Here is a 19,738-nt window from a genome sequence, read left to right as displayed (position 1 = left end):
AGTCGACCCCTCTTGCGACTCGGAAGTAACCGCAGGTCCGCCCGGCCCTCCCACCCCCTCTACCCCGCAACTGCCGGGCCCCCCTAGGGTTGTCCGCATGGGTGGCAGCAGGCGGAGCGGGCAGGGCGGTACGAGCGGATCGAGCCGACCGGGCGGATCGGGCCGGACGACCGCACCGGGCCGCACGCGGGTCCACGTCGTGAGCGACGTGCACGGCAGCACCGAGGCCCTCGCCCGGGCCGGAGAAGGGGCCGACGCCCTGATCTGCCTCGGTGACCTCGTCCTCTTCCTCGACTACGCCGACCACTCGCGCGGGATCTTCCCCGACCTGTTCGGCGTCGAGAACGCCGACCGGATCGTCGAGCTGCGCACCGCCCGCCGCTTCGAGGAGGCCCACGCCTTCGGGCGGCGGCTCTGGGCGGGGCTGGACCGGGAACGGCTGATCGAGGGCGCGGTGCGCCGCCAGTACGCCGAGATGTTCGCCGCCTTCCCGAACCCGACGTACGCCACCTACGGCAATGTCGACATCCCGGGTCTGTGGCTGGAATACGCCGACCGCGACGGCCTCACCGTGCTCGACGGGCAGCGGGTGGAGATCGGCGGCCGGGTCTTCGGCTTCGTCGGCGGCGGACTGCCCTCGCCGATGCGGACCCCGTACGAGGTGAGCGTCGAGGAGTACACGGCCAAGGTGGAGGCGCTCGGCGAGGTGGACGTACTGTGCTCGCACATCCCGCCGGAGGTGCCCGAGCTCTGCTACGACACGGTCGCGCGCCGGTTCGAACGCGGCAGCGACGCCCTGCTGGCCGCCATCCGCCGCACCCGGCCCCGGTACGCGCTCTTCGGGCACGTGCACCAGCCGCTGGCACGGCGGATGCGGATCGGGGCCACGGAGTGCGTGAACGTCGGCCACTTCGCGGCGACCGGCCGGCCGTGGGTGCTGGAATGGTGACCGACGGCCGGTTCGCGACGGCCCCAGCGGGGCCGCGGGAGGCCCTGGAGTGGCGGAGTCCGCACGCGCGGTAGCCTTCACGCGGCGGCCGGAGGCCGCACACATCCTCGAAACACTCCACGGAGGAGCGACCGCGATGGCGGAACACACCAGCTCAAGCATCACGATCGAGGCTGCGCCCAGCGACGTGATGGCCGTGATCGCCGACTTCGCCCGCTACCCCGAATGGACCGGCGAGGTGAAGGAGGCCGAGGTGCTGGCCACCGACGCCGAGGGGCGCGCCGAGAAGGTCCGCCTGCTGCTCGACGCCGGCGCGATCAAGGACGACCACACCCTCGCCTACACCTGGAAGGGCACGGACGAGGTCAGCTGGACGCTGGACAAGTCCCAGATGCTGCGCCAGCTGGACGGCTCGTACCGGCTGGCCCCGGTGGACGGCGGCAAGCGTACCGAGGTCACCTACCAGCTGACCGTGGACGTCAAGATCCCCATGCTCGGCATGATCAAGCGCAAGGCGGAGAAGGTCATCATCGACCGAGCGCTGGCGGGCCTGAAGAAGCGCGTCGAGTCCGTCTGAGCACGACCGTGTCGGCCCCGCCGGCATGCGGGGCGCGGGGGCGGGGCCGAGCCCCGAATCCTTGAGCCGCGCCAGAGAGAGCACCGGTAGATGCACATCCTGCTGATCACCGGCCCCGGCGGGGCCGGACGGACCACCGTGGCCGCGGCCACCGCACTCGCCGCGGCACGCGACGGCCGGCGGGTGCTGCTGGTGACCGGTGATCCCCTGGCGCCGCAGGACGAGCGGCTGCGGGTGGCACGGGTCGACTCCGGCGAGGAGTTCCGCGAGGAGCTCGTCGCCCTGCAGGAGCGCGGATCCGCGCTCCTCGCCATGGTCGGGGCCCGCCCGCTCGGCGCCGAGGAGCTCACCGAGCTGCCCGGCGCCGAGCAGTTCGCCCTGCTGCGCGCCCTGCGGCGGGCCGCGGCCGCACCCGGCACCGACCTCGTCGTCGTCGACATGCCCCCGCTCCACCAGACCCTCTCCACCCTGGCCCTGCCCGCCCAGCTGCGCCGCTACCTCGCCCGGCTGCTCCCCGCCGAGAAGCAGGCCGCGCGCGCCCTGAGGCCCGTACTGGCCCAGCTCGCCGGTGTGCCCATGCCCGCACAGTGGCTCTACGAGGCCGCCGCCCGCTGGGACGAGGAGCTCGCCGCCGTCCAGGCCGTCGTCGAGGCCGACACCACCGAGCTGCGCCTGGTCGCCGAGCCGGGACCGGCGGCCGCCGACGCGCTGCGGCTCGGACGGCTCGGGCTCGCCCTCCAGCAGCTGCCCGTCTCCGGCCTCGTCGCCAACCGGATGGTGCCGCAGGGCTCCGCCGACCCCTGGCTCGCCGGGCTCGCCGCCCAGCAGGAGAAGTACGTCGCCGAATGGGCCGCGGACCTGCCCGTCGTCATGCTCGCCCACCTCGGCCGCGACCCGCGCGGCCCGCAGGACCTCGACCGGCTCGCCGCCGCGGACGGGCTGCTCCCGGCGGCGCCCGCACCCCGCAGGGCCTGGGCCGTCGAGGACCGGCTGGCCGCGGACGGGGTGCTCGTCTGGGTGGTGCCGCTGCCCGGTGCGCACAAGAGCGACCTCGACCTCGTACGCCGCGGCGACGAGCTGCTGCTCACGGCGGGCCCGTACCGCAGGATCGTTCCGCTCCCCGCTGCGCTGCGCCGCTGCGCCGTCTCCGGCGCCGCCCTGGCCGCGGGCGAGCTCCGCATCCGCTTCACCCCGGACCCGGGACTGTGGCCCCGCGCGCAGTGAACGGCGTACCCCCGTTCGGGTACCGTCGAAGGTAGCCCGTACGCACGCCCAGCAGCCGCCGCAGGAGAGTCCGCCATGAGCGAGGCCACCGACCGCCCCACCGACGACGACGCCTGGGCCAAGGCCTGTGCCGAGGACCTCGCCGCCGAGAAGGAGCGCCTGCGCGGACGGGACCGGGCCGGCTCGGCCGGCACCGGAACCGCCGCCGAGGAGCTGTTCAAGCTCTTCGAAGCCGTCGCCGACAAGGTCTCCGGGCTGAACAACCCGCTGATCGGAGCCGCCGCCCAGGGCGCGGTCCGCCAGATCGTCGACCAGGCCAAAACCGCCGCCAAGCCCGTCATCGAGCGCAACCCCCAGGTCTTCGACCACCTCGCGGCCGCCGGCTCCGAGCTCCTCGCCGCCTACCGCTCCGCCGTCGAGGGCCACGAGCTCCGCTGGACCCAGGACACCCCTCCCGCGCCCCGCCGGGAGCGCAATCCCCGCGACGACGGCCCCGACGCGGGGCCGGCCGAGCGGATCGATCTCGACTGAGGGCCCGCCGCCCTCGGGTACCGTTGGCCGTGGCGGGGTTTGACCGGAAACCGAGGGACTAATGGGACTCACCATCGGCGTCGACATCGGCGGCACTAAGATCGCGGCCGGCGTGGTCGACGAAGAGGGCACGATCCTTGAGACGTACAAGGTGCCCACCCCGCCGACCGCGGACGGAGTGACAGAGGCCATCTGCGCCGCCGTCTCCGAGGTCAGCAGCAACCACACCATCGACGCCGTCGGCATCGGCGCCGCCGGATACGTGGACGACAAGCGGGCGACCGTACTGTTCGCGCCGAACATCAACTGGCGCCACGAGCCGCTCAAGGACAAGGTCGAGCAGCGCATCGGCCTGCCCGTCGTCGTCGAGAACGACGCGAACTGCGCGGCCTGGGGCGAATACCGCTTCGGCGCCGGCCAGGGCCACGAGGACGTCATCTGCATCACGCTCGGCACCGGCCTGGGCGGCGGCATCATCATCGGCAACAAGCTGCGCCGCGGACGCTTCGGCGTCGCCGCCGAGTTCGGGCACATCCGGGTCGTCCCGGACGGCCTGCTGTGCGGCTGCGGCAGCCAGGGCTGCTGGGAGCAGTACGCCTCCGGGCGCGCGCTCGTCCGGTACGCGAAGCAGCGCGCGAACGCCACCCCCGAGAACGCGGCGATCCTCCTCTCGCTCGGCGACGGCACCCCCGGGGGCATCGAGGGCAAGCACATCAGCGAGGCCGCCCGGCAGGGCGACCTCGTGGCCATCGACGCCTTCCGCGAGCTGGCCCGCTGGGCCGGTGCGGGCCTGGCCGACCTGGCCTCGCTGTTCGACCCGTCCGCGTTCATCGTCGGCGGCGGGGTCTCCGACGAGGGCGACCTCGTCCTCGACCCGATCCGCAAGTCCTTCAAGCGCTGGCTGGTCGGCGGCGCCTGGCGACCGCACGCGCAGGTGCTCGCCGCGCAGCTCGGCGGCAAGGCCGGCCTCGTCGGAGCGGCGGACCTGGCCCGCCAGGGCTGACCCCTTCCACCCGGACCGCCCGCCGCGCCCCTTGGGGGAGCGGCGGGCGGCTGCGTATCTTGCGGTGCATGGACCAGTTGCTGCCCTCGCTGCCGAAGTCCCGTACGGAGCCCGACGGTTCTGCCGTGATCCGGGTACTCAGCTACAACATCCGCTCGCTGCGCGACGACGAGGAGGCGCTGGCCCGGGTCATCCGGGCCTGCGAGCCCGACCTCGTCTTCGTCCAGGAGGCGCCAAGGTTCTTCCGCTGGCGCAAACACGCGGCGCGGCTGGCCGCGAAGTGCGACCTGGTGGTGCTGGGCGGGGGAGCGACGGCGGCCGGGCCGCTGCTGCTGTGCTCGCTGCGGGTCTTCGTGGAGCGGACCCAGGACGTCCTGCTGCCGCGCACGCCCGGCCTGCACCGGAGGGGCTTCGCCACGGCGGTCGTCCGCATCGGCGCTGCCCGCGCGGGGCTGGTCTGCGCGCACCTGTCCCTGGACCGGGCGGAACGGCAGGCCCAGGCCGAGATGCTGTTGGACTGCGCCGCGGCGATGGACGTCCCACACGTGATCGCCGCGGGCGATGTGAACGAGGTGCCGGGCGGCCCGGCCTTCGGGCAGCTCGCGGGCACGTTGCAGGACTGCTGGCCGGCGGCCCCCTGGGGAGGGGAACGGACCTTCCCGGCGTCGGCGCCGGACCGCCGCATCGATGCGGTGTTCGCGAGCGGGGGCGTGGAAGTGCTGGCCTGCGGTGTCCCCGCGGGGCTGCCGGGTGTCTCGGCCACCGACCTGCGGTCGGCCACGGACCACCTTCCGGTCCTGGCGGCCCTCCGCCTGCCGGCCGCGCCGTAGCTCCGCGGTCAGGGCGCGCCGCCGTCGCCGGGGGCCGGCCCCCGACCCCCCGCGCCTCAAACGCCGGCGAGGCTGGATTCGGCCGGCGTCCGCCTGCAAGTGCCTGCGGGGCTGGATTGCGCGGAGCGCAATTTCAGCCCTTCCGGCGTTTGAGGAGCGGGGTCCGGGGCGGAGCCCCGGTATTTCAGCCGCGCCGGCGTTTGAGGCGCGGGGTCTGGGCCGGAGCCCCGGGGTCTGGGCGGAGCCCAGGTCGGACGGTCAGACCACGGCTCCGCGGCCGGGGTCGTCATCTTCGTCGTCGCCGTGCTGCATGCGTGCGACCAGCGCCGCGAACCCGCCCAGGAAGCCGCCGATGCCGAGCGTCGTCAGCCACCAGGTCATCTCCCACTGCAGCAGCACCGCGAGCAGCAGCAGCACCGGCCCGCCGACGACCGCCAGCCACGCGAACTTCGCCGTCGTGTCCGCCGGCGGCAGCTCCGGTTCCGGCTGGACGAAGTGGCCCTCCTCCGCCGGAGTCAGGTCGTCCTCCTGCGGTTCCGCCAGCGAGTGGTCGCGGGGGCCCGTCATGCCCACGCCCGGGGCGAAGACCACCGAGCTGCCCAGCGCCGCAGCCGGCGGCGGCTCGGGCTCGGGCGTGGCCTCGGGCTTCGTCTCCGGCTCCGACGGCAGCGGCTTGACGTCCTCCTCCGGCAGGAGGAGGTTCTCGATCGGCTTGAACGGCCGGGCCCCCGGCGGGTCCGGCGGCTCCTGCCCGTACCCGGCGACGATCGCCGCCCACGCCGCTTCCTCGTCCAGCGGCGGGACTCCGCCCGACTGCTCCTCGTGCTCAGCCACCGGCCTGCGCCCCCTCCCTGCCCACGCTCTCCGCCAGTCGGCCGACGAACGCATAGCTGTCCGCGAAGATCCGCTCCGCGTCATGGTCCAACGTCGCGACGTGGTAGCTCTGTTCCAGCAGGGTCTCGGTGACATCCGTCGAGGAGACGCGGGCCAGGATCCGCTCGGAGTCGACGGGCGGTACGACGTGGTCCTGCGGGCTGTGGAGCAGCAGCAGCGGCTGCGTGACCTGCGGCAGGTCGGCGTCCACCAGCTGCAGGAACTTCCGCAGCGAGTGCGCGGCCCGGGTCGGCACCCGGTCGTAGCCGACCTCCTCCGAGCCCGGCTTCGCGATGTCGCTGGCGATGCCCGGCGTCGACCGGATGAAGTGCTTGGCCACCGGGAGGGCGACGGCCAGCGGGTCGTGCACCTTGTTGGCCGGATTGACGAGGACGATGCCGCTGATGGCGTCCCCGTGCTTGGCGGCCAGCCGCAGGGTCAGCGCGCCGCCCATCGACAGCCCGAACACGAACACCCGCTCGCACCGGTCCAGCAGTTCCCGCAGGGCGCGGTCGACCTCGGCGTACCAGTCCTGCCAGCCCGTGAGCTGCATGTCCTGCCAGCGCGTCCCGTGTCCGGGCAGCAGCGGCAGCGACACCGTGAGGCCCTGCCCGGCGAGATACTCGGCCCAGGGGCGCAGCGACTGCGGGGAACCGGTGAAGCCGTGGCAGAGGAGGACGCCGACCTCTCCGCCCTCGTGGCGGAACGGCTCGGCTCCAGGGAGGACGGGCACCGGGGTCTCCTTGATCATGATGTGCGTCGGGTGGGTGCGTTGCTCTGTGTGACTTCACCGTACGCGACCGGGGTGGCACCGGCCAGGGTCGTCGGGCCCCTGCCGGGGGAGGCACGGGATATGGTCTGTTCGACAGACACAGGAAGGCTTTCGAGTTGATCTACGGCGCAATGAAGTTCTCCATCGGCGGTTCACTGAAGCTCGCTTTCAGGCCGTGGGTGGAGGGCCTCGAGAACATTCCCGCGGAGGGGCCGGCGATCCTCGCGAGCAACCACCTGTCCTTCTCCGACTCCTTCTTCCTGCCGGCCGTGCTGGACCGGAAGGTCACCTTCATCGCGAAGGCGGAGTACTTCACCTCCCCGGGCGTCAAGGGCAGGCTGACGGCCGCCTTCTTCAAGGGCGTCGGCCAGCTCCCGGTGGACCGCTCCGGCGCCCGCGGGGCCGGCGAGGCCGCCATCAAGAGCGGCATCGAGGTCATCGAGCGCGGGGAGCTGTTCGGTATTTACCCCGAGGGCACGCGTTCACCCGACGGACGCCTGTACCGCGGCAAGCCCGGCGGTCTGGCCCGTGTGGCGCTGGCCACGGGCGCGCCCGTGATTCCCGTGGCGATGATCGACACGGAGAAGATCCAGCCGCCGGGCAAGGTCGTCCCCAAGCTCATGCGCCCGGGCATCCGGATCGGCAAGCCGCTGGACTTCAGCCGCTACCACGGCATGGACGGCGACCGCTTCATCCTCCGCTCGGTGACCGACGAGGTCATGTACGAGATCATGAAGCTCTCCGGCCAGGAGTACGTCGACATCTACGCGACGGCGGCCAAGCGCCAGATCGCCGATGCGGAGAAGGCCGAGAAGGCCGAGAAGACCGCCAAGGGCGAGAAGGCCGACGGGACGGCGGAGTAGGTCGGGCGGTACCGCCCGCAAGGGGTGGGGGAGATGGCGAAACGCGAACGCGTCGTACGCATGTCGGTCGAGCAGCCGCTCTGGCGTGCCCTGACGGTGTACCGGCTGCTGACCATGGTCTACGCGGTGCTGCTGTTCGCCTCCGCCTACAAGCGGTACCCGCACCCCTGGGTCGCGGCCGGCTACCTTGCCTTCCTCGCCGTCTGGACCCTGGCCACCACCTCGAAGGTGGCCAACGCCGCCAGCTGCACCAAGGGCTTCCTCGTCGCCGACCTCACCGTCGCCATCGTCGGGATCGGGCTGACCCCGCTCGCCGACACCTACGAGAGGATCACCGGGGGCGGTCCCACCCTGCCCACGATCTGGACCGGGGGCGCGGTCCTGGGCTTCGCCATCAAGGGCGGCTGGCGCTGGGCCTGCTTCGCCTCCACCTTCGTGGCCGCGGCCACCATCCTCATCCACGGCGGCCAGCCCACCCGGGACGCCCTGCACAACGTGCTGCTCGTCTGGGTCTCCTCCGTGGCCATCGGCTACGTCGTCGAGGTCGCCCGGGCCAGTGAGAACACCCTCGCCCGCGCCCTGGAGATCGAGGCCGCCACCCGCGAGCGCGAGCGCCTCGCCCGCGACATCCACGACGGGGTCCTCCAGGTCCTCGCCATGGTCCAGCGGCGCGGCACCGAACTGGGCGGGGAGGCCGAGGAGCTCGGCCGGATGGCGGGGGAGCAGGAGGTGGCGCTGCGCACGCTGGTCTCCACCGGGCTCGTGCACCCCTCCCGGGTCTCCTCCGACCAGTCGCGCGGCGCGCTGGTGGACACGTACGAGGTGGAGGAGCCGGGCGCCGACGACGGCGAGCTGGACCTGCGCACGCTCCTCGCCCCGCACGCCGGATCCCGGGTGAGCTTCGCCGAGCCGGGCACGCCGGTGCCGCTGCCGGTGCCCGCCGCGAAGGAGCTGGCCGCGGCGGTCGGCGCCGCCCTCGACAACGTGCGCAAGCACGCGGGCGAGGGGGCCAGGGCCTGGATCCTGGTCGAGGACTGGGGCGACGAGGTGATCGTGACCGTCCGCGACGACGGCCCGGGCATCCCGGCGGGCCGGCTCGACCAGGCCGAGGGCGAGGGCCGGATGGGAGTCGCCCTGTCCATCCGCGGCCGACTGCGTGACCTCGGCGGCAGCGCCGATCTGGTGTCCGTCCCCGGGCAGGGCACCGAAGTGGAACTGAAGGTACCCAGGGGGAGGACCCAATGAGCACGAAAGAACCGCACGAGATCAGGGTGATGGTCGTCGACGACCACCCGATGTGGCGGGACGCGGTCGCCCGCGACCTGGCCGCCGCGGGCTTCGACGTGGTGGCCACCGCCGGCGACGGCCCCGAGGCGGTACGCCGGGCCCGCGCCGTCACCCCCGACGTCCTGGTCCTCGACCTCAACCTGCCCGGCATGCCGGGCGTGCAGGTCTGCAAGGAACTGGTCGGAGCCCACCCGGCGCTGCGCGTCCTGGTCCTGTCCGCCAGCGGTGAGCACGCGGACGTCCTGGAGGCGGTGAAGTCCGGCGCGACCGGCTACCTGCTGAAGTCCGCGGGCGCCCAGGAACTCATCGACGCGGTCCGCCGCACCGCGGCCGGCGACCCGGTCTTCACCCCCGGCCTGGCCGGTCTGGTGCTCGGCGAGTACCGGAGGCTGGCCACCGACCCGGTGCCGACCGCCTCCGACGAGCCGAAGGCACCCCAACTGACCGACCGCGAGACCGAGGTGCTGCGCCTCGTCGCCAAGGGGCTCTCGTACAAGCAGATCGCGGAGCGGCTGGTCATCTCCCACCGCACCGTGCAGAACCACGTCCAGAACACCCTGGGCAAGCTGCAGTTGCACAACCGGGTGGAGCTCGTCCGGTACGCCATAGAGCGGGGCCTCGACGACGCGTAGGCCCCGTCCGGGGCGGCCCGCACCGCCCGTCGATCGTACTTACGTCCTCGTACGAGTGAACGGGTGTACGCAACGCCCCGCGATTCCACCGGAATTGCCCCCCTCAGGACCCTTGCTGTGACCTGCGTCACCACTAGCGTGACCGTCATGGCGAAGGGAGATTCCATGAAGGTCGGAGTGCTGACCGGTGGCGGCGACTGCCCCGGGCTCAACGCGGTGATCAGGGCCGTCGTACGCAAGGGCACCCAGGAGTACGGCTGCGAGTTCGTCGGGTTCAAGGACGGCTGGCGGGGCGCGGTCGAGGGGAGGACCGTCCCGCTCGACATCTCCGCCGTCCGCGGCATCCTGCCCCGCGGCGGCACCATCCTCGGCTCCTCGCGCACCAACCCGTTCAAGACGGAGAACGGGGTGCGCGACATCAAGGACAACCTCGCCAAGTACGAGGTGGACGCGCTCGTCGCGATCGGAGGCGAGGACACCCTCGGGGTGGCCGCCCGGCTGTACGAGGAGTACGGCATCCCCTGCGTCGGCGTGCCCAAGACCATCGACAACGACCTGTCCGCCACGGACTACGCCTTCGGCTTCGACACCGCCGTCGGCATCGCGACCGAGGCCATCGACCGGCTGCACACCACGGCCGAGTCGCACATGCGCGTCCTGGTCGTCGAGGTCATGGGCCGGCACGCCGGCTGGATCGCCCTGCACTCGGGGCTCGCGGGCGGCGCCAACGTCATCCTCATCCCGGAGCAGCGCTTCGACATGGACGAGGTGTGCGCCTGGGTGACCTCCCGCTTCAAGGCGAGCTACGCCCCGATCGTCGTGGTCGCCGAGGGTGCGATGCCCAAGGACGGGGACCTGGTCCTGAAGGACGCCACCAAGGACTCCTTCGGGCACGTCCGGCTGTCGGGCGTGGGCGAGTGGCTGGCCAAGGAGATCGAGGCGCGGACCGGCAAGGAGGCCCGTACGACCGTGCTCGGGCACATCCAGCGGGGCGGCACGCCCAGCGCCTTCGACCGGTGGCTGGCGACCCGGTTCGGGCTGCATGCCATCGACGCGGTGCACGACGGGGACTTCGGCAAGATGGTCGCGCTCAAGGGGACGGACATCGTCCGGGTCCCGATCGCGGAGGCGACGGCGAAGCTGAAGACGGTGGACCCCGCGCTCTACAAGGAGGTAGGGGTCTTCTTCGGCTGAGCTCCGGCTGAGCGGCGACGCGCAACCATGGGCCGTACGGTGACGAACGGCCCATGGTGTGACGTACGGAGCAGACGAGGCCGGATCTTTCAGTCCGTCCGGCGTTTGAGGACCGGGTCCGGGCAGGGCCCGGTTTCGGGAAGGGGCGGGGCGGGGGGAACCGCTCCGCGCAGCGGCGGCCGGCGGCTACGCCGGGGCGGGGGTCGTCACGCCGGTCAGGAGCTCGCGCAGCAGGTCCGCGCCGCGCAGGCTGAGCACCGACTCCGGGTGGAACTGGACCCCCGCGAAGCCCGCCGCCGAGCGAAGGGCATGGACCTCGCCCGTCACCGGATCGCGGGCCACCTCCACCCCGTCCACGGCGAGCCGAGCGGCCAGCGCCTCGTCGCAGTGCGCCGTGTACGTGTTGTAGAAGCCCACCACCTCCTGCGCCCCGAACAGGTCGATCCGGACCTGCGCCCCCTGCGCCGGCTCCGCCTTGCGGATCAGCGGCAGTCCCAGCTCGGCCGCCAGCAGCTCGTGCCCCAGGCAGACCCCGACCAGCCCGTGCCGGTGCCCTTCCAACAGTTCCGCGGCCAGCGCGCGCAGCATCCGCATCTTGGGGTCCGAGGCATCCGCCGGGTTGCCGGGGCCGGGGCCCAGGACGATCGGACCCTCCCAGGACAGGGCCGCCGCCCGCAGCCCCGGATCGTCGTAGCGGCGTACGGTCACCTCCAGCCCGGCCACCCGCAGGACGTGCGCCAGCATCGCCGTGAAGGTGTCCTCGCCGTCCACCACCAGCGCGTGGCCGGTCAGGGAGGAGGGCCGCTCCTGCATGCGCAGCCAGAAGGGGGCCAGGTCCGAGCGCCGGGCCGCGAGGGCCGCCCGTACCCGCGGGTGGTCCGCGAGCCGCGCCCCCTCGGAGGACGGCCGGGGCGCGGCCGGCCGTACCCCGAGCGCCGCCAGCACCCCCGCCGCCTTCGCGTGCGTCTCCGCGACCTCGCCCGCCGGATCGGAGTGCCGCACGAGCGTGGCGCCGACCGGCACCCGCAGCGCGCCGTCCGGGGCGATGTCGGCGGTGCGGATCAGGATGGGGGAGTCGAGGGTCTGCGCCCCGGCCGCGTCCTGGCCGAGCAGGGCCAGGGCCCCCGCGTAATAGCCGCGGCCCCCGCTCTCGTACCGCTCGATGACCCGGCAGGCGTTCTGCACCGGCGAGCCGGTGACCGTCGCCGCGAACATCGTCTCCCGCAGCACCTCCCGCACGTCCAGCGAGGAGCGCCCCCGCAGCTCGTACTCGGTGTGCGCGAGGTGGGACATCTCCTTCAGCCGCGGTCCGACGACGACTCCGCCGCGGTCGCCGACGGTGCACATCATCTTGAGTTCCTCGTCGACGACCATCGACAGTTCCTCGGTCTCCTTGCGGTCGCCGAGGAAGGCGAGGAGGGAGTCCACGGTGGGTCCCCCGGCCGGGTGGCGGTACGTCCCGCTGATCGGGTTCATCACGACCGTGCCCCCGGACATCCGCACGTGCACCTCGGGGCTCGGCCCGACCAGCGTCCGCTCCCCGGTGTGGACGACGTACGTCCAGTACGCGCCGCGCTCGCCCAGCAGCAGCCGCCGGAACAACGCCAGCGCGTCGGCCCGGCCGAAGCCGTCGATCCGGCCCTCGTAGGTCCGCCGGATGACGAAGTTCGCGCCCTCCCCGCGGCCGATCTCGTCCTCGATGACCCGCTCGACCGTGGCCGCGTACTCCGCGTCGGGGACGTCGAAGCCGCCGCCCTCGACCCGCACCTCGTGCGCGGGCAGCGCGGCCAGCGCCTCGGCGAGCGGGATCTCGTACGCCTCCTCGGCGGCCAGCACGCTCAGCGGCGTGCCGTCGTCGCGTACGTCGAATCCGCGCTCCCGGATCTGCCGGAAGGGGACGAGGGCGAGGGTGGGCAGCTCACGGACGGGCAGGTCGGCGAGGTGTTCGGCCTCGTGGACCGCGCCGATCAGCACCTCGACGGTGTCGTGGTCGCGGCCGGGGGTCCGCCGGCGCAGCAGGGCGAACGGCGGGCAGGAGTCGTCGAGCAGGCGGCTGAGCCGGCTCGGTCGGTTCGGGTGCCGGGGGTCCATGGGCGGGGCGTCCTTCCGGTGGGAGGAGCGGCGCCCGCGTCGGAGAACACGCAAGGCCGCCCCTCGGGGCGGCCTTCGCGTCGTTGCGTGTCTTCTAGGTACGCGCGAGAAGTGGGCCGCCGGGAGCGGGCCACCACCAGTTCTGGTTCGTGTGCGCGTACATGGGAGGCACCCTAGCCCAGCGGGGGCCCGCGGCGCCGGATCCGTCTCACGGCGTGGGCTGAACCATGGATTCCGTTCCGTTGGGGTCCCCCTGCCTTCGAGCGGGACCGTCTCACGTTGTGGGCGGAGGGCGGGATGAGACGTATGACGCCGTAATGTGTACGAGGTGACCGTGAACGCTGAAACCCAAGCCCCCGCCGCCAAGGCGACCTGGCGAGACCTTCCCGCGGCGCAGCAGCCTTCGTACCCCGATGCCGAGGCTCTGCGCGCTGTCGTCGCGGACCTCGAGTCGTATCCTCCGCTCGTTTTCGCGGGCGAATGCGACCAGCTGCGTGCCCGTCTGGGAGCCGTCGCCAAGGGCGAGGCGTTCCTCCTCCAGGGCGGCGACTGTGCCGAGGCCTTCGACGGCGTGTCCGCCGAACACATCCGAGCCAAGCTGAAGACGCTGCTCCAGATGAGTGCCGTACTGACGTACGCGGCCTCCGTGCCGGTCGTCAAGGTCGGCCGCATCGCGGGCCAGTACTCCAAGCCGCGCTCCAAGGACACCGAGACCCGCGACGGCGTCACCCTGCCGACCTACCGCGGCGACTCCGTCAACGGCTTCGCCTTCACCGAAGAGGCCCGGATCCCGGACCCCGAGCGGCTGAAGCGCATGTACAACGCCTCCGCCTCCACGCTCAACCTGGTGCGCGCCTTCACCACCGGTGGTTACGCCGACCTGCGCCAGGTGCACGCCTGGAACCAGGACTTCGTGAAGTCCTCCCCGTCCGGTCAGCGGTACGAGCAGCTGGCGCGGGAGATCGACAACGCGCTGAACTTCATGAAGGCGTGCGGCACCGACCCGGCCGAGTTCAAGGCCGTCGAGTTCTACGCCTCCCACGAGGCGCTGCTGCTCGACTACGAGGGCGCGCTGACCCGCACCGACTCGCGTACCGGCAAGCTGTACGACACCTCCGGCCACATGGTCTGGATCGGTGAGCGCACCCGCCAGCTGGACCACGCGCACATCGAGTTCTGCTCGCAGATCGCCAACCCGATCGGCGTCAAGCTCGGCCCCACCACCACGGTGGACGAGGCGCTGACGTACATCGACCGCCTGGACCCCGAGCGCGAGCCGGGCCGGCTGACGTTCGTCGTCCGCATGGGCGCCGACAAGGTCCGCGACAAGCTCCCCGAGCTGGTCGAGAAGGTCACCGCCTCCGGCGCGGTCGTCGGCTGGGTCACCGACCCGATGCACGGCAACACCTTCGAGGCGGCCTCCGGCCACAAGACGCGCCGTTTCGACGACGTGCTCGACGAGGTCAAGGGCTTCTTCGAGGTCCACAAGAGCCTCGGCACCCACCCGGGCGGCATCCACGTCGAGCTCACCGGTGACGACGTCACCGAGTGCGTGGGCGGCGGCGACGAGATCTTCGTCGACGACCTGCACCAGCGCTACGAGACGGCCTGCGACCCGCGGCTCAACCGCAGCCAGTCCCTGGACCTGGCGTTCCTGGTCGCCGAGATGTACCGCGACCAGTAAGGATCAACCAGTACCTTCCTACGACTGTGGGGCGCGGATCGATGTGATCCGCGCCCCACAGTTGTATCCAGGGCTTTTAGGTCACCCTAACTTTGGGTACGGTTAGGTAAGCCTCACCGAATAGGGGATGGCTCGTCGAACCATTCCGCCCAGGGAGGTGAACCGCGTGTACGTCTGCTCTTGCTTCGGGATCACCGACAAGCAGGTCAAGGACCACGCGGCCGCCGGGGCCTGCACCCCGCGCCAGATCGCCTCGGCCACCAAGGCCGGCACCGACTGCGGCTCCTGCGTGCGCACCATCCAGGGCATCCTCGGCCGTGGCGCCTGCCCGCGCCGGGAACTGCTGGAGAAGGGTGACGCGGCGGTCGTGCTCGCCGCGGCGACGGAGCCGGCACGTTCGCCCGCAATGGCGGAAGCGGCCTGATCGGCCCGGTGGGACCGGTCGGCCCCGGAACGGCGGGCGACGGGGACGGACGGGCTGCTAGCTCGGCTGCTCGATCAGCTGCGCGATGTAGAGCGGCTCGCCCAGCGACTCGATGAGCTCCAGCTGGGTGTCGAGGTAGTCGATGTGGTGCTCCTCGTCCTCCAGGATCTCCTCGAAGAGACGGGCCGAGGTGATGTCGCCCTTGCCGCGCATGACCTCGATGCCGCGCTTGAGCCGGTCGATGGCCTCGACCTCGACCTGGCGGTCCGCCTGGAACATCTCCGTGAGCGTCTGCCCGACGCGCACGTGGAAGAGCCGCTGGTAGTTCGGAAGACCGTCGAGCATCAGGATGCGCTCGGTGATCTTGTCCGCGTGCTTCATCTCGTCGATGGATTCTTCACGCGTGTACTTGGCGAGCTTGGTCCAGCCCTTGTTGTCCTGGATGCGGTAGTGCAGCCAGTACTGATTGATGGCCGTCAGCTCGCCGGTCAGCTGCTCGTTCAGAAACTCAAGGACCTCGGGGTCGCCCTGCATCGCAGAGGCTCCTTCCAGGCAATGTCAGTTACGTGACGGGGCTGGGGGTACCTCCCAGTGCTCACTGGGGGATCTGCGCGCATCCTTGCACTGCCGCCGGAGGCCGTCCAGTAAGTGCCTCCTTAGTGGGAGTTGCCGTGACTTGCCCGAATCGGTCCAGACCTGGTCATGACCACCCCGCCCAGTCTGTCACCATGGAGTCATGGGTCAGCCGGAAAGCCGGGAATCTCCGGGAGCAGAGCCGCTGGAGCTTCCACCGGGGCAGCGGCTGCAGAGGGGCTGGCCGGTCACCCATTACGGGCCCGTGCCCAAGTTCAAGCCGGACCGCTGGGAGTTCCGGGTCTTCGGCGCGACGGCCGACGGGGACAAGCACTGCTGGAACCACGAGGAGTTCACGGCCCTGCCGTTCGACTCCGTCGTGGCGGACCTGCACTGCGTCACCAAGTTCAGCATGCAGGGCGCCGAATGGGGCGGTGTGCTCGCCCGCGAGATCCTGGCCCTGGCGCCGCCCGCGCCGCAGGTCACGCACGTGATGGTGTGGGCCGAGTACGGCTTCAGCTCCAACTTGCGGCTAGCCGACTTCGCATCCGAGCGGACCGTCTTCGCCACCCACCAGGGCGGTGAACTCCTCACCGCCGAGCACGGTTTCCCCGTGCGGCTCGTGGTCCCGCACCTGTACGCGTGGAAGGGCCCCAAGTGGGTCCGCGGCGTCGAGTACATGACCGCCGACCGCCGCGGCTTCTGGGAGGAGCGCGGCTACCACAACATCGGCGACCCCTGGCGCGAGCAGCGCTACTCGTACCAGGAGGAGCCGGGGGACGGCCCCGAGTTGTAGGGGGCGTCCGGCCCTCAGTGGTGGTACTGGTGGACGACCGCGTGACCCTTGCCGCGGCCGATCATCCACTTGTTGACCGGGACCGTGACCGCGAAGGCGACGGCGAGCGAGATCGCGAGCACCGCCCAGAACAGCGGCTCCGAGAGGTGCGCGTCCATCGCGCCGGGCCACAGGGCGATCACCCCGTTGTCGATCAGCTCCATGACGGCGATCGACAGGGTGTCGGCGGCCAGGGCCACCCGGATGGCCGTACGGAGGTCGACACCGGCGGAGAGTATCCCGCGCAGGGTGAGGGCGTAGCCGAAGAAGAACGCCAGCACGATCGCAAGGGTCATGGTGGGCACGTTCCCCCAGCCGAGTGCCGTGCCGATGACCATGCCCAGCACCTCGCCGATGGCGCATCCGGTGAGGCAGTGGAGGGTGGCCCGGGCGGCCATGGCCCAGCCGGCCTTGCCGGAGCTGCTGCCGGCGTCGTGCCCGTGCCCGTGTCCGCCGTGGTGCTGGTGGTGTTCGTGGTCTGTGTGTGCCTGCTCCATGACGACCCCCTGATGGGAAATGCCGAGTAGCGGTTCTGTCGATGTGGCAGAACCGTATACCCCCCCGGGGTATTCCTCAAGGGATCACCGGATCACTGCGGGCCGCGCAGCTCCTTCAGCAGCGCCACGTCCGCCGCATGCCCTTCCTTGCCCCCGGGCGTCTCGATGATCAGCGGCACGCCGTCCATCGCGGGGTGCGTGATCAGCTCCGCGAAGGCGTCCCGGCCGATGTGCCCCTGGCCGATGTTCGCGTGCCGGTCCCTGTGTGCGCCGACGCCCTCCTTGGAGTCGTTCGCGTGGACCAGCTTCAGCCGACCCTCGCCGACCGTGTCCACGAGCAGGTCCAGCATCAGCTTCGTCCCGCCCGGCTCGGCCAGGTCGTGACCGGCCGCGAAGACGTGGCAGGTGTCCAGGCAGATGCCCAGCTTCGGATGGTGGTCGAGCGCATCGAAGTACGGGCCGAAGTCCTCGGCGAGCGAGCACAGCGAGGAGCCCTGCCCGGCCGTCGACTCCAGCAGCAGGAACGGGTCGTCGTCGTGGGTCAGCTCGTCCAGCAGCGGCAGCATGTGCTCCCTGATCTGCGCGTACGCCACCTCCCGCGGGCGGCCCCCGGTCGCCGACCCGGTGTGCACGACCACGCCGAGCGCGCCGATCTCCCGGCCGCGGCGCAGTGAGTGGCGCAGGGACTCCACCGACTTCTCCACGGTGGCCTCGGTGTGCGAGCCGAAGTTGATCAGGTACGGAGCGTGCACGTAGGCCGGGACGGACGCGTCCGCGCACTGGGCCCGGAACCGCTCGTCCTGCGCCGGGTTGCCGACCGGGGTGGCCCAGCCGCGCGGATTGGCGACGAAGACCTGGACGGCCTCGGCGCCCATCTCGCGGGCGTAGGTCAGCCCGACCGAGGCGAGGCCGCCCGCCACGGGGACGTGCCCGCCCACTGGATTGCGCATCACTGCCGCCTACAGCCCCTTGGTCCGGATGGTGATCGTGCTGCCCTCGGGGGCGTTCAGTCCGGCCAGCACCGACTGGCTGTCCACCGTGTTGCTGAACGAGATCAACGGCCGGTCCACCTTCACCTTGAAGCCCGCGGCCTCCAGGATCTTGCGGGCCGCGTCCACCTCCTGGCCGGTCACGTTCGGCACCGGGAGCTGGCGGGGGCCCTTGGACGCGGTCAGCGTGACCGTGTCACCGGCCGCGGCCTGGGTGCCGGCGCCGATCGACTGGTTGGCGACCGTACCGGCCGCCGAGGGGGAGTTGACCTGCTCGGGAGCCGTCGCCACCTTCAGTCCCAGCGCCTCCAGGCTGGCCCTCGCCTGCTCGACGGGGAGCCCGGTCACGGTCGGGACGGGCACCGGCCGGCCCTTGCTGACGACGAGCGAGACCGCCGTGTCCGGCGCCCGCTTCTCGCCGCCCACCGGGTCGGTGGCGATCACCGAGCCCTGCGCGACGTCCTGGCTGAAGGCCTGCGTGACGATGCCGGGAGCCAGCCCGGCCCTGGTCAGCTCGGCCTGGGCCTCCTCCAGCGGCCTGCCCTTGAGGTTGGGCACGGCCACGACCTCGGGGCCGCGGGAGATGGTGAGGGCCACCGCGCCGTTGCCGCGGATCCGCCGGCCGCCCGGGGGATCGGTGTTCATCACCGTCCCGCGGTCGAAGGCGTCGCTGAACTTCCGGTCGATCCCCTTCACGCCGAGCCCGGCCGCCGACAGCTGGGAGCGGGCCTGCGCCTCGGTCTTGCCGAGCAGGTTCGGCACCTTGGTGAACTGGCCGGAGTTGATGTACCAGACGCCGGTGCCGACCCCGAGGGCGAGCAGTACCCCGGCGATGACGAGGAACACGCTGCGGCGGGGCCGCCCGGCGGGCGCCGGCCGGTGCGCGGGCGGAGCGGACGGCGGCGGCAGCGTCTCCAGCCGGGAGGTGTGGTTCACGGGCTGCGCGGCCACCGGGCGGGGGATCACTCCGGTGCGGTCCTCGGCGGATGACCGCACCTCGGCGCGCGCCTGCGGCGGTACGGCGTCCAGCTCGGCGTCGCTGAGCAGGGCGCGGGTCTCGCGGGTGAGGCCGAGCAGCGCGGCGGCGTCGTAAGGGCGCACGTCGGCGTTGCGGGCGGTGGCCTGCGCGACCAGCTCGTCGAGCCCGACGGGGAGGCCCGGGACCGTGGTGGAGGGAGGCGGGACGTCCTCGTGGAGGTGCTGGTAGAGGACCTGCGCGGGGGTGTCGCCGAGGTGGGGCTTGGAGCCGGTGAGCATCTCGTAGAGGACGACACCGCAGGCGTAGACGTCCACGCGGGTGTCGGCGACGCCGCTCTCGATCTGCTCGGGGGCCAGGTAGGAGACGGTGCCGAGGACGGAGCCCGTGGTGTTGGTGACCGAGTCCACGGACCGGACCAGCCCGAAGTCCGCCACCTTGACCCGGCCGTCGTCGCCGATCAGGACGTTCTCGGGCTTCATGTCGCGGTGGACGAAGCCGGCCCGGTGGGCGGCGCCCAGGGCGGCGAGCACGGGTTCCAGGATGTCGAGGGCGGCCCGCGGCTGGAGCGCGCCGCGCTCGCGGAGCACGTCGCGCAGGGTGCAGCCGGAGACGTACTCCATGGCGAGGTAGACGTACGGCCCGTCCGTGCCCTGGTCGAAGACGGCGACCACGTTGGGGTGCGCGAGCCGGGCCACGGACTTCGCCTCGCGGATGAACCGGTCCACGAAGGCGGCGTCGGCGGCGAGGGACGGGTGCATCACCTTCAGGGCGAGCACCCGGTCGAGGCGGGTGTCGACGGCCCGGTAGACCGTGGCCATGCCGCCGGCCGCGATGTGGGCGTCGATGCGGTAGCGGCCGTCGAGCACGCGCCCGACGAGGGGGTCATCCAGGGTCGTATCCACCCGAGGATTCTACGAGCCGCTCGGCTACC

Annotated in this window: 20 protein-coding genes; 13 read left to right on the top strand and 7 right to left on the bottom strand. The window is 72.0% G+C overall.

Annotated features, from left to right (window positions below; translation table 11 throughout):
• The first annotated feature begins 97 nt into the window (after window positions 1–97).
• The 6 genes from OG332_RS12610 (at window position 98) to OG332_RS12585 (ending at window position 5,114) form a co-directional block, all read left to right on the top strand.
• Window positions 98–949, top strand: a complete 852-nt coding sequence (locus OG332_RS12610) for a metallophosphoesterase family protein (RefSeq protein WP_327413545.1) — start codon at window positions 98–100, stop codon at window positions 947–949.
• Window positions 950–1,085: 136 nt separating this feature from the next.
• Window positions 1,086–1,526, top strand: coding sequence for an SRPBCC family protein (locus OG332_RS12605; protein WP_030707427.1), 441 nt, complete (start codon window positions 1,086–1,088; stop codon window positions 1,524–1,526).
• Between the two features lie 90 nt (window positions 1,527–1,616).
• Window positions 1,617–2,750, top strand: a complete 1,134-nt coding sequence (locus OG332_RS12600; RefSeq protein ID WP_327413544.1) for an ArsA family ATPase — start codon at window positions 1,617–1,619, stop codon at window positions 2,748–2,750.
• Between the two features lie 75 nt (window positions 2,751–2,825).
• A complete protein-coding gene (locus OG332_RS12595) occupies window positions 2,826–3,281 on the top strand; it encodes a DUF5304 domain-containing protein (RefSeq protein ID WP_327413543.1) in 456 nt (151 codons plus the stop codon).
• A 61-nt stretch (window positions 3,282–3,342) separates the two neighbouring features.
• Window positions 3,343–4,284, top strand: a complete 942-nt coding sequence (locus OG332_RS12590) for an ROK family glucokinase (protein ID WP_327413542.1) — start codon at window positions 3,343–3,345, stop codon at window positions 4,282–4,284.
• Between the two features lie 68 nt (window positions 4,285–4,352).
• A complete protein-coding gene (locus OG332_RS12585) occupies window positions 4,353–5,114 on the top strand; it encodes an endonuclease/exonuclease/phosphatase family protein (protein WP_327413541.1) in 762 nt (253 codons plus the stop codon).
• 258 nt (window positions 5,115–5,372) lie between these two features.
• On the opposite strand, the gene OG332_RS12580 is transcribed toward OG332_RS12585, so the two are convergent.
• Both OG332_RS12580 and OG332_RS12575 read right to left on the bottom strand, forming a co-directional pair.
• Entirely contained in the window at window positions 5,373–5,948 is a 576-nt protein-coding gene (locus OG332_RS12580; protein WP_327413540.1) for a hypothetical protein, read from the bottom strand.
• Window positions 5,941–6,720: an alpha/beta hydrolase gene (locus OG332_RS12575; RefSeq protein ID WP_327413539.1), complete on the bottom strand. Its 780-nt coding sequence runs from the start codon at window positions 6,718–6,720 to the stop codon at window positions 5,941–5,943. The genes OG332_RS12580 and OG332_RS12575 overlap by 8 nt, the downstream gene beginning before the upstream one ends.
• A 170-nt stretch (window positions 6,721–6,890) precedes the next feature.
• On the opposite strand from OG332_RS12575, the gene OG332_RS12570 reads away from it, so the two are divergent.
• The 4 genes from OG332_RS12570 to OG332_RS12555 all read left to right on the top strand — a co-directional run bounded on the left by OG332_RS12570 (window position 6,891) and on the right by OG332_RS12555 (window position 10,735).
• On the top strand, window positions 6,891–7,622 hold the full coding sequence (locus OG332_RS12570) for a lysophospholipid acyltransferase family protein (protein ID WP_327419202.1): 732 nt from the start codon (window positions 6,891–6,893) through the stop codon (window positions 7,620–7,622).
• Between the two features lie 33 nt (window positions 7,623–7,655).
• The gene (gene macS / locus OG332_RS12565) at window positions 7,656–8,867 is read left to right on the top strand and encodes a MacS family sensor histidine kinase (protein ID WP_327413538.1); all 1,212 of its coding nucleotides are present in this window, start codon (window positions 7,656–7,658) and stop codon (window positions 8,865–8,867) included.
• A complete protein-coding gene (locus tag OG332_RS12560) occupies window positions 8,864–9,541 on the top strand; it encodes a response regulator transcription factor (RefSeq protein WP_327413537.1) in 678 nt (225 codons plus the stop codon). Before macS ends, OG332_RS12560 begins: the two co-directional genes overlap by 4 nt.
• A 165-nt stretch (window positions 9,542–9,706) precedes the next feature.
• Complete coding sequence (locus tag OG332_RS12555; protein WP_327419201.1) at window positions 9,707–10,735, top strand: 6-phosphofructokinase; 1,029 nt, start codon at window positions 9,707–9,709, stop codon at window positions 10,733–10,735.
• A 186-nt stretch (window positions 10,736–10,921) separates the two neighbouring features.
• Here OG332_RS12555 and OG332_RS12550 read toward each other — a convergent pair whose 3' ends face one another.
• The gene (locus tag OG332_RS12550) at window positions 10,922–12,826 is read right to left on the bottom strand and encodes an anthranilate synthase family protein (protein ID WP_327413536.1); all 1,905 of its coding nucleotides are present in this window, start codon (window positions 12,824–12,826) and stop codon (window positions 10,922–10,924) included.
• A gap of 328 nt (window positions 12,827–13,154) precedes the next feature.
• On the opposite strand from OG332_RS12550, the gene OG332_RS12545 reads away from it, so the two are divergent.
• Both OG332_RS12545 and OG332_RS12540 read left to right on the top strand, forming a co-directional pair.
• Window positions 13,155–14,510 carry a class II 3-deoxy-7-phosphoheptulonate synthase gene (locus OG332_RS12545; RefSeq protein ID WP_327413535.1) on the top strand — a complete coding sequence of 452 codons (1,356 nt, stop codon included), beginning with the start codon at window positions 13,155–13,157 and terminating at the stop codon, window positions 14,508–14,510.
• 157 nt (window positions 14,511–14,667) lie between these two features.
• Window positions 14,668–14,934, top strand: a complete 267-nt coding sequence (locus OG332_RS12540) for a (2Fe-2S)-binding protein (RefSeq protein ID WP_327419200.1) — start codon at window positions 14,668–14,670, stop codon at window positions 14,932–14,934.
• Between the two features lie 57 nt (window positions 14,935–14,991).
• Here the strand turns inward: OG332_RS12540 and bfr are convergent, their stop codons facing one another.
• Window positions 14,992–15,468 carry a bacterioferritin gene (gene bfr, locus OG332_RS12535; protein WP_030010525.1) on the bottom strand — a complete coding sequence of 159 codons (477 nt, stop codon included), beginning with the start codon at window positions 15,466–15,468 and terminating at the stop codon, window positions 14,992–14,994.
• Between the two features lie 202 nt (window positions 15,469–15,670).
• On the opposite strand from bfr, the gene OG332_RS12530 reads away from it, so the two are divergent.
• Window positions 15,671–16,303 (top strand): sulfite oxidase-like oxidoreductase, encoded by a 633-nt coding sequence (locus tag OG332_RS12530; RefSeq protein WP_327413534.1) that lies wholly within the window; start codon window positions 15,671–15,673, stop codon window positions 16,301–16,303.
• 14 nt (window positions 16,304–16,317) lie between these two features.
• Here OG332_RS12530 and OG332_RS12525 read toward each other — a convergent pair whose 3' ends face one another.
• The 3 genes from OG332_RS12525 to pknB form a co-directional block, all read right to left on the bottom strand.
• Window positions 16,318–16,839, bottom strand: a complete 522-nt coding sequence (locus OG332_RS12525) for a DUF4396 domain-containing protein (RefSeq protein ID WP_327413533.1) — start codon at window positions 16,837–16,839, stop codon at window positions 16,318–16,320.
• 92 nt (window positions 16,840–16,931) lie between these two features.
• A complete protein-coding gene (locus OG332_RS12520; RefSeq protein ID WP_327413532.1) occupies window positions 16,932–17,789 on the bottom strand; it encodes a deoxyribonuclease IV in 858 nt (285 codons plus the stop codon).
• 9 nt (window positions 17,790–17,798) lie between these two features.
• The gene (gene pknB, locus OG332_RS12515) at window positions 17,799–19,709 is read right to left on the bottom strand and encodes a Stk1 family PASTA domain-containing Ser/Thr kinase (RefSeq protein WP_327413531.1); all 1,911 of its coding nucleotides are present in this window, start codon (window positions 19,707–19,709) and stop codon (window positions 17,799–17,801) included.
• Between the last annotated feature and the right edge of the window lie 29 nt (window positions 19,710–19,738).

This window comes from Streptomyces sp. NBC_01233 (assembly GCF_035989305.1).
GTDB lineage: Bacteria > Actinomycetota > Actinomycetes > Streptomycetales > Streptomycetaceae > Streptomyces.
Note: the sequence above shows the minus strand (reverse complement) of the source record. Positions and strands in the feature narration are given on the sequence as shown.

What these genes read in the sequence shown, in the direction of transcription:
- OG332_RS12610 (WP_327413545.1), top strand. Translation starts at nt 98, where the DNA reads ATGGGTGGCAGCAGGCGGAGCGGGCAGGGCGGTACGAGCGGATCGAGC.
- OG332_RS12605 (WP_030707427.1), top strand. Translation starts at nt 1,086, where the DNA reads ATGGCGGAACACACCAGCTCAAGCATCACGATCGAGGCTGCGCCCAGC.
- OG332_RS12600 (WP_327413544.1), top strand. Translation starts at nt 1,617, where the DNA reads ATGCACATCCTGCTGATCACCGGCCCCGGCGGGGCCGGACGGACCACC.
- OG332_RS12595 (WP_327413543.1), top strand. Translation starts at nt 2,826, where the DNA reads ATGAGCGAGGCCACCGACCGCCCCACCGACGACGACGCCTGGGCCAAG.
- OG332_RS12590 (WP_327413542.1), top strand. Translation starts at nt 3,343, where the DNA reads ATGGGACTCACCATCGGCGTCGACATCGGCGGCACTAAGATCGCGGCC.
- OG332_RS12585 (WP_327413541.1), top strand. Translation starts at nt 4,353, where the DNA reads ATGGACCAGTTGCTGCCCTCGCTGCCGAAGTCCCGTACGGAGCCCGAC.
- OG332_RS12570 (WP_327419202.1), top strand. Translation starts at nt 6,891, where the DNA reads ATGAAGTTCTCCATCGGCGGTTCACTGAAGCTCGCTTTCAGGCCGTGG.
- macS (WP_327413538.1), top strand. Translation starts at nt 7,656, where the DNA reads ATGGCGAAACGCGAACGCGTCGTACGCATGTCGGTCGAGCAGCCGCTC.
- OG332_RS12560 (WP_327413537.1), top strand. Translation starts at nt 8,864, where the DNA reads ATGAGCACGAAAGAACCGCACGAGATCAGGGTGATGGTCGTCGACGAC.
- OG332_RS12555 (WP_327419201.1), top strand. Translation starts at nt 9,707, where the DNA reads ATGAAGGTCGGAGTGCTGACCGGTGGCGGCGACTGCCCCGGGCTCAAC.
- OG332_RS12550 (WP_327413536.1), bottom strand. Translation starts at nt 12,826, where the DNA reads ATGGACCCCCGGCACCCGAACCGACCGAGCCGGCTCAGCCGCCTGCTC.
- bfr (WP_030010525.1), bottom strand. Translation starts at nt 15,468, where the DNA reads ATGCAGGGCGACCCCGAGGTCCTTGAGTTTCTGAACGAGCAGCTGACC.
- OG332_RS12530 (WP_327413534.1), top strand. Translation starts at nt 15,671, where the DNA reads ATGGGTCAGCCGGAAAGCCGGGAATCTCCGGGAGCAGAGCCGCTGGAG.
- OG332_RS12525 (WP_327413533.1), bottom strand. Translation starts at nt 16,839, where the DNA reads ATGGAGCAGGCACACACAGACCACGAACACCACCAGCACCACGGCGGA.
- OG332_RS12520 (WP_327413532.1), bottom strand. Translation starts at nt 17,789, where the DNA reads ATGCGCAATCCAGTGGGCGGGCACGTCCCCGTGGCGGGCGGCCTCGCC.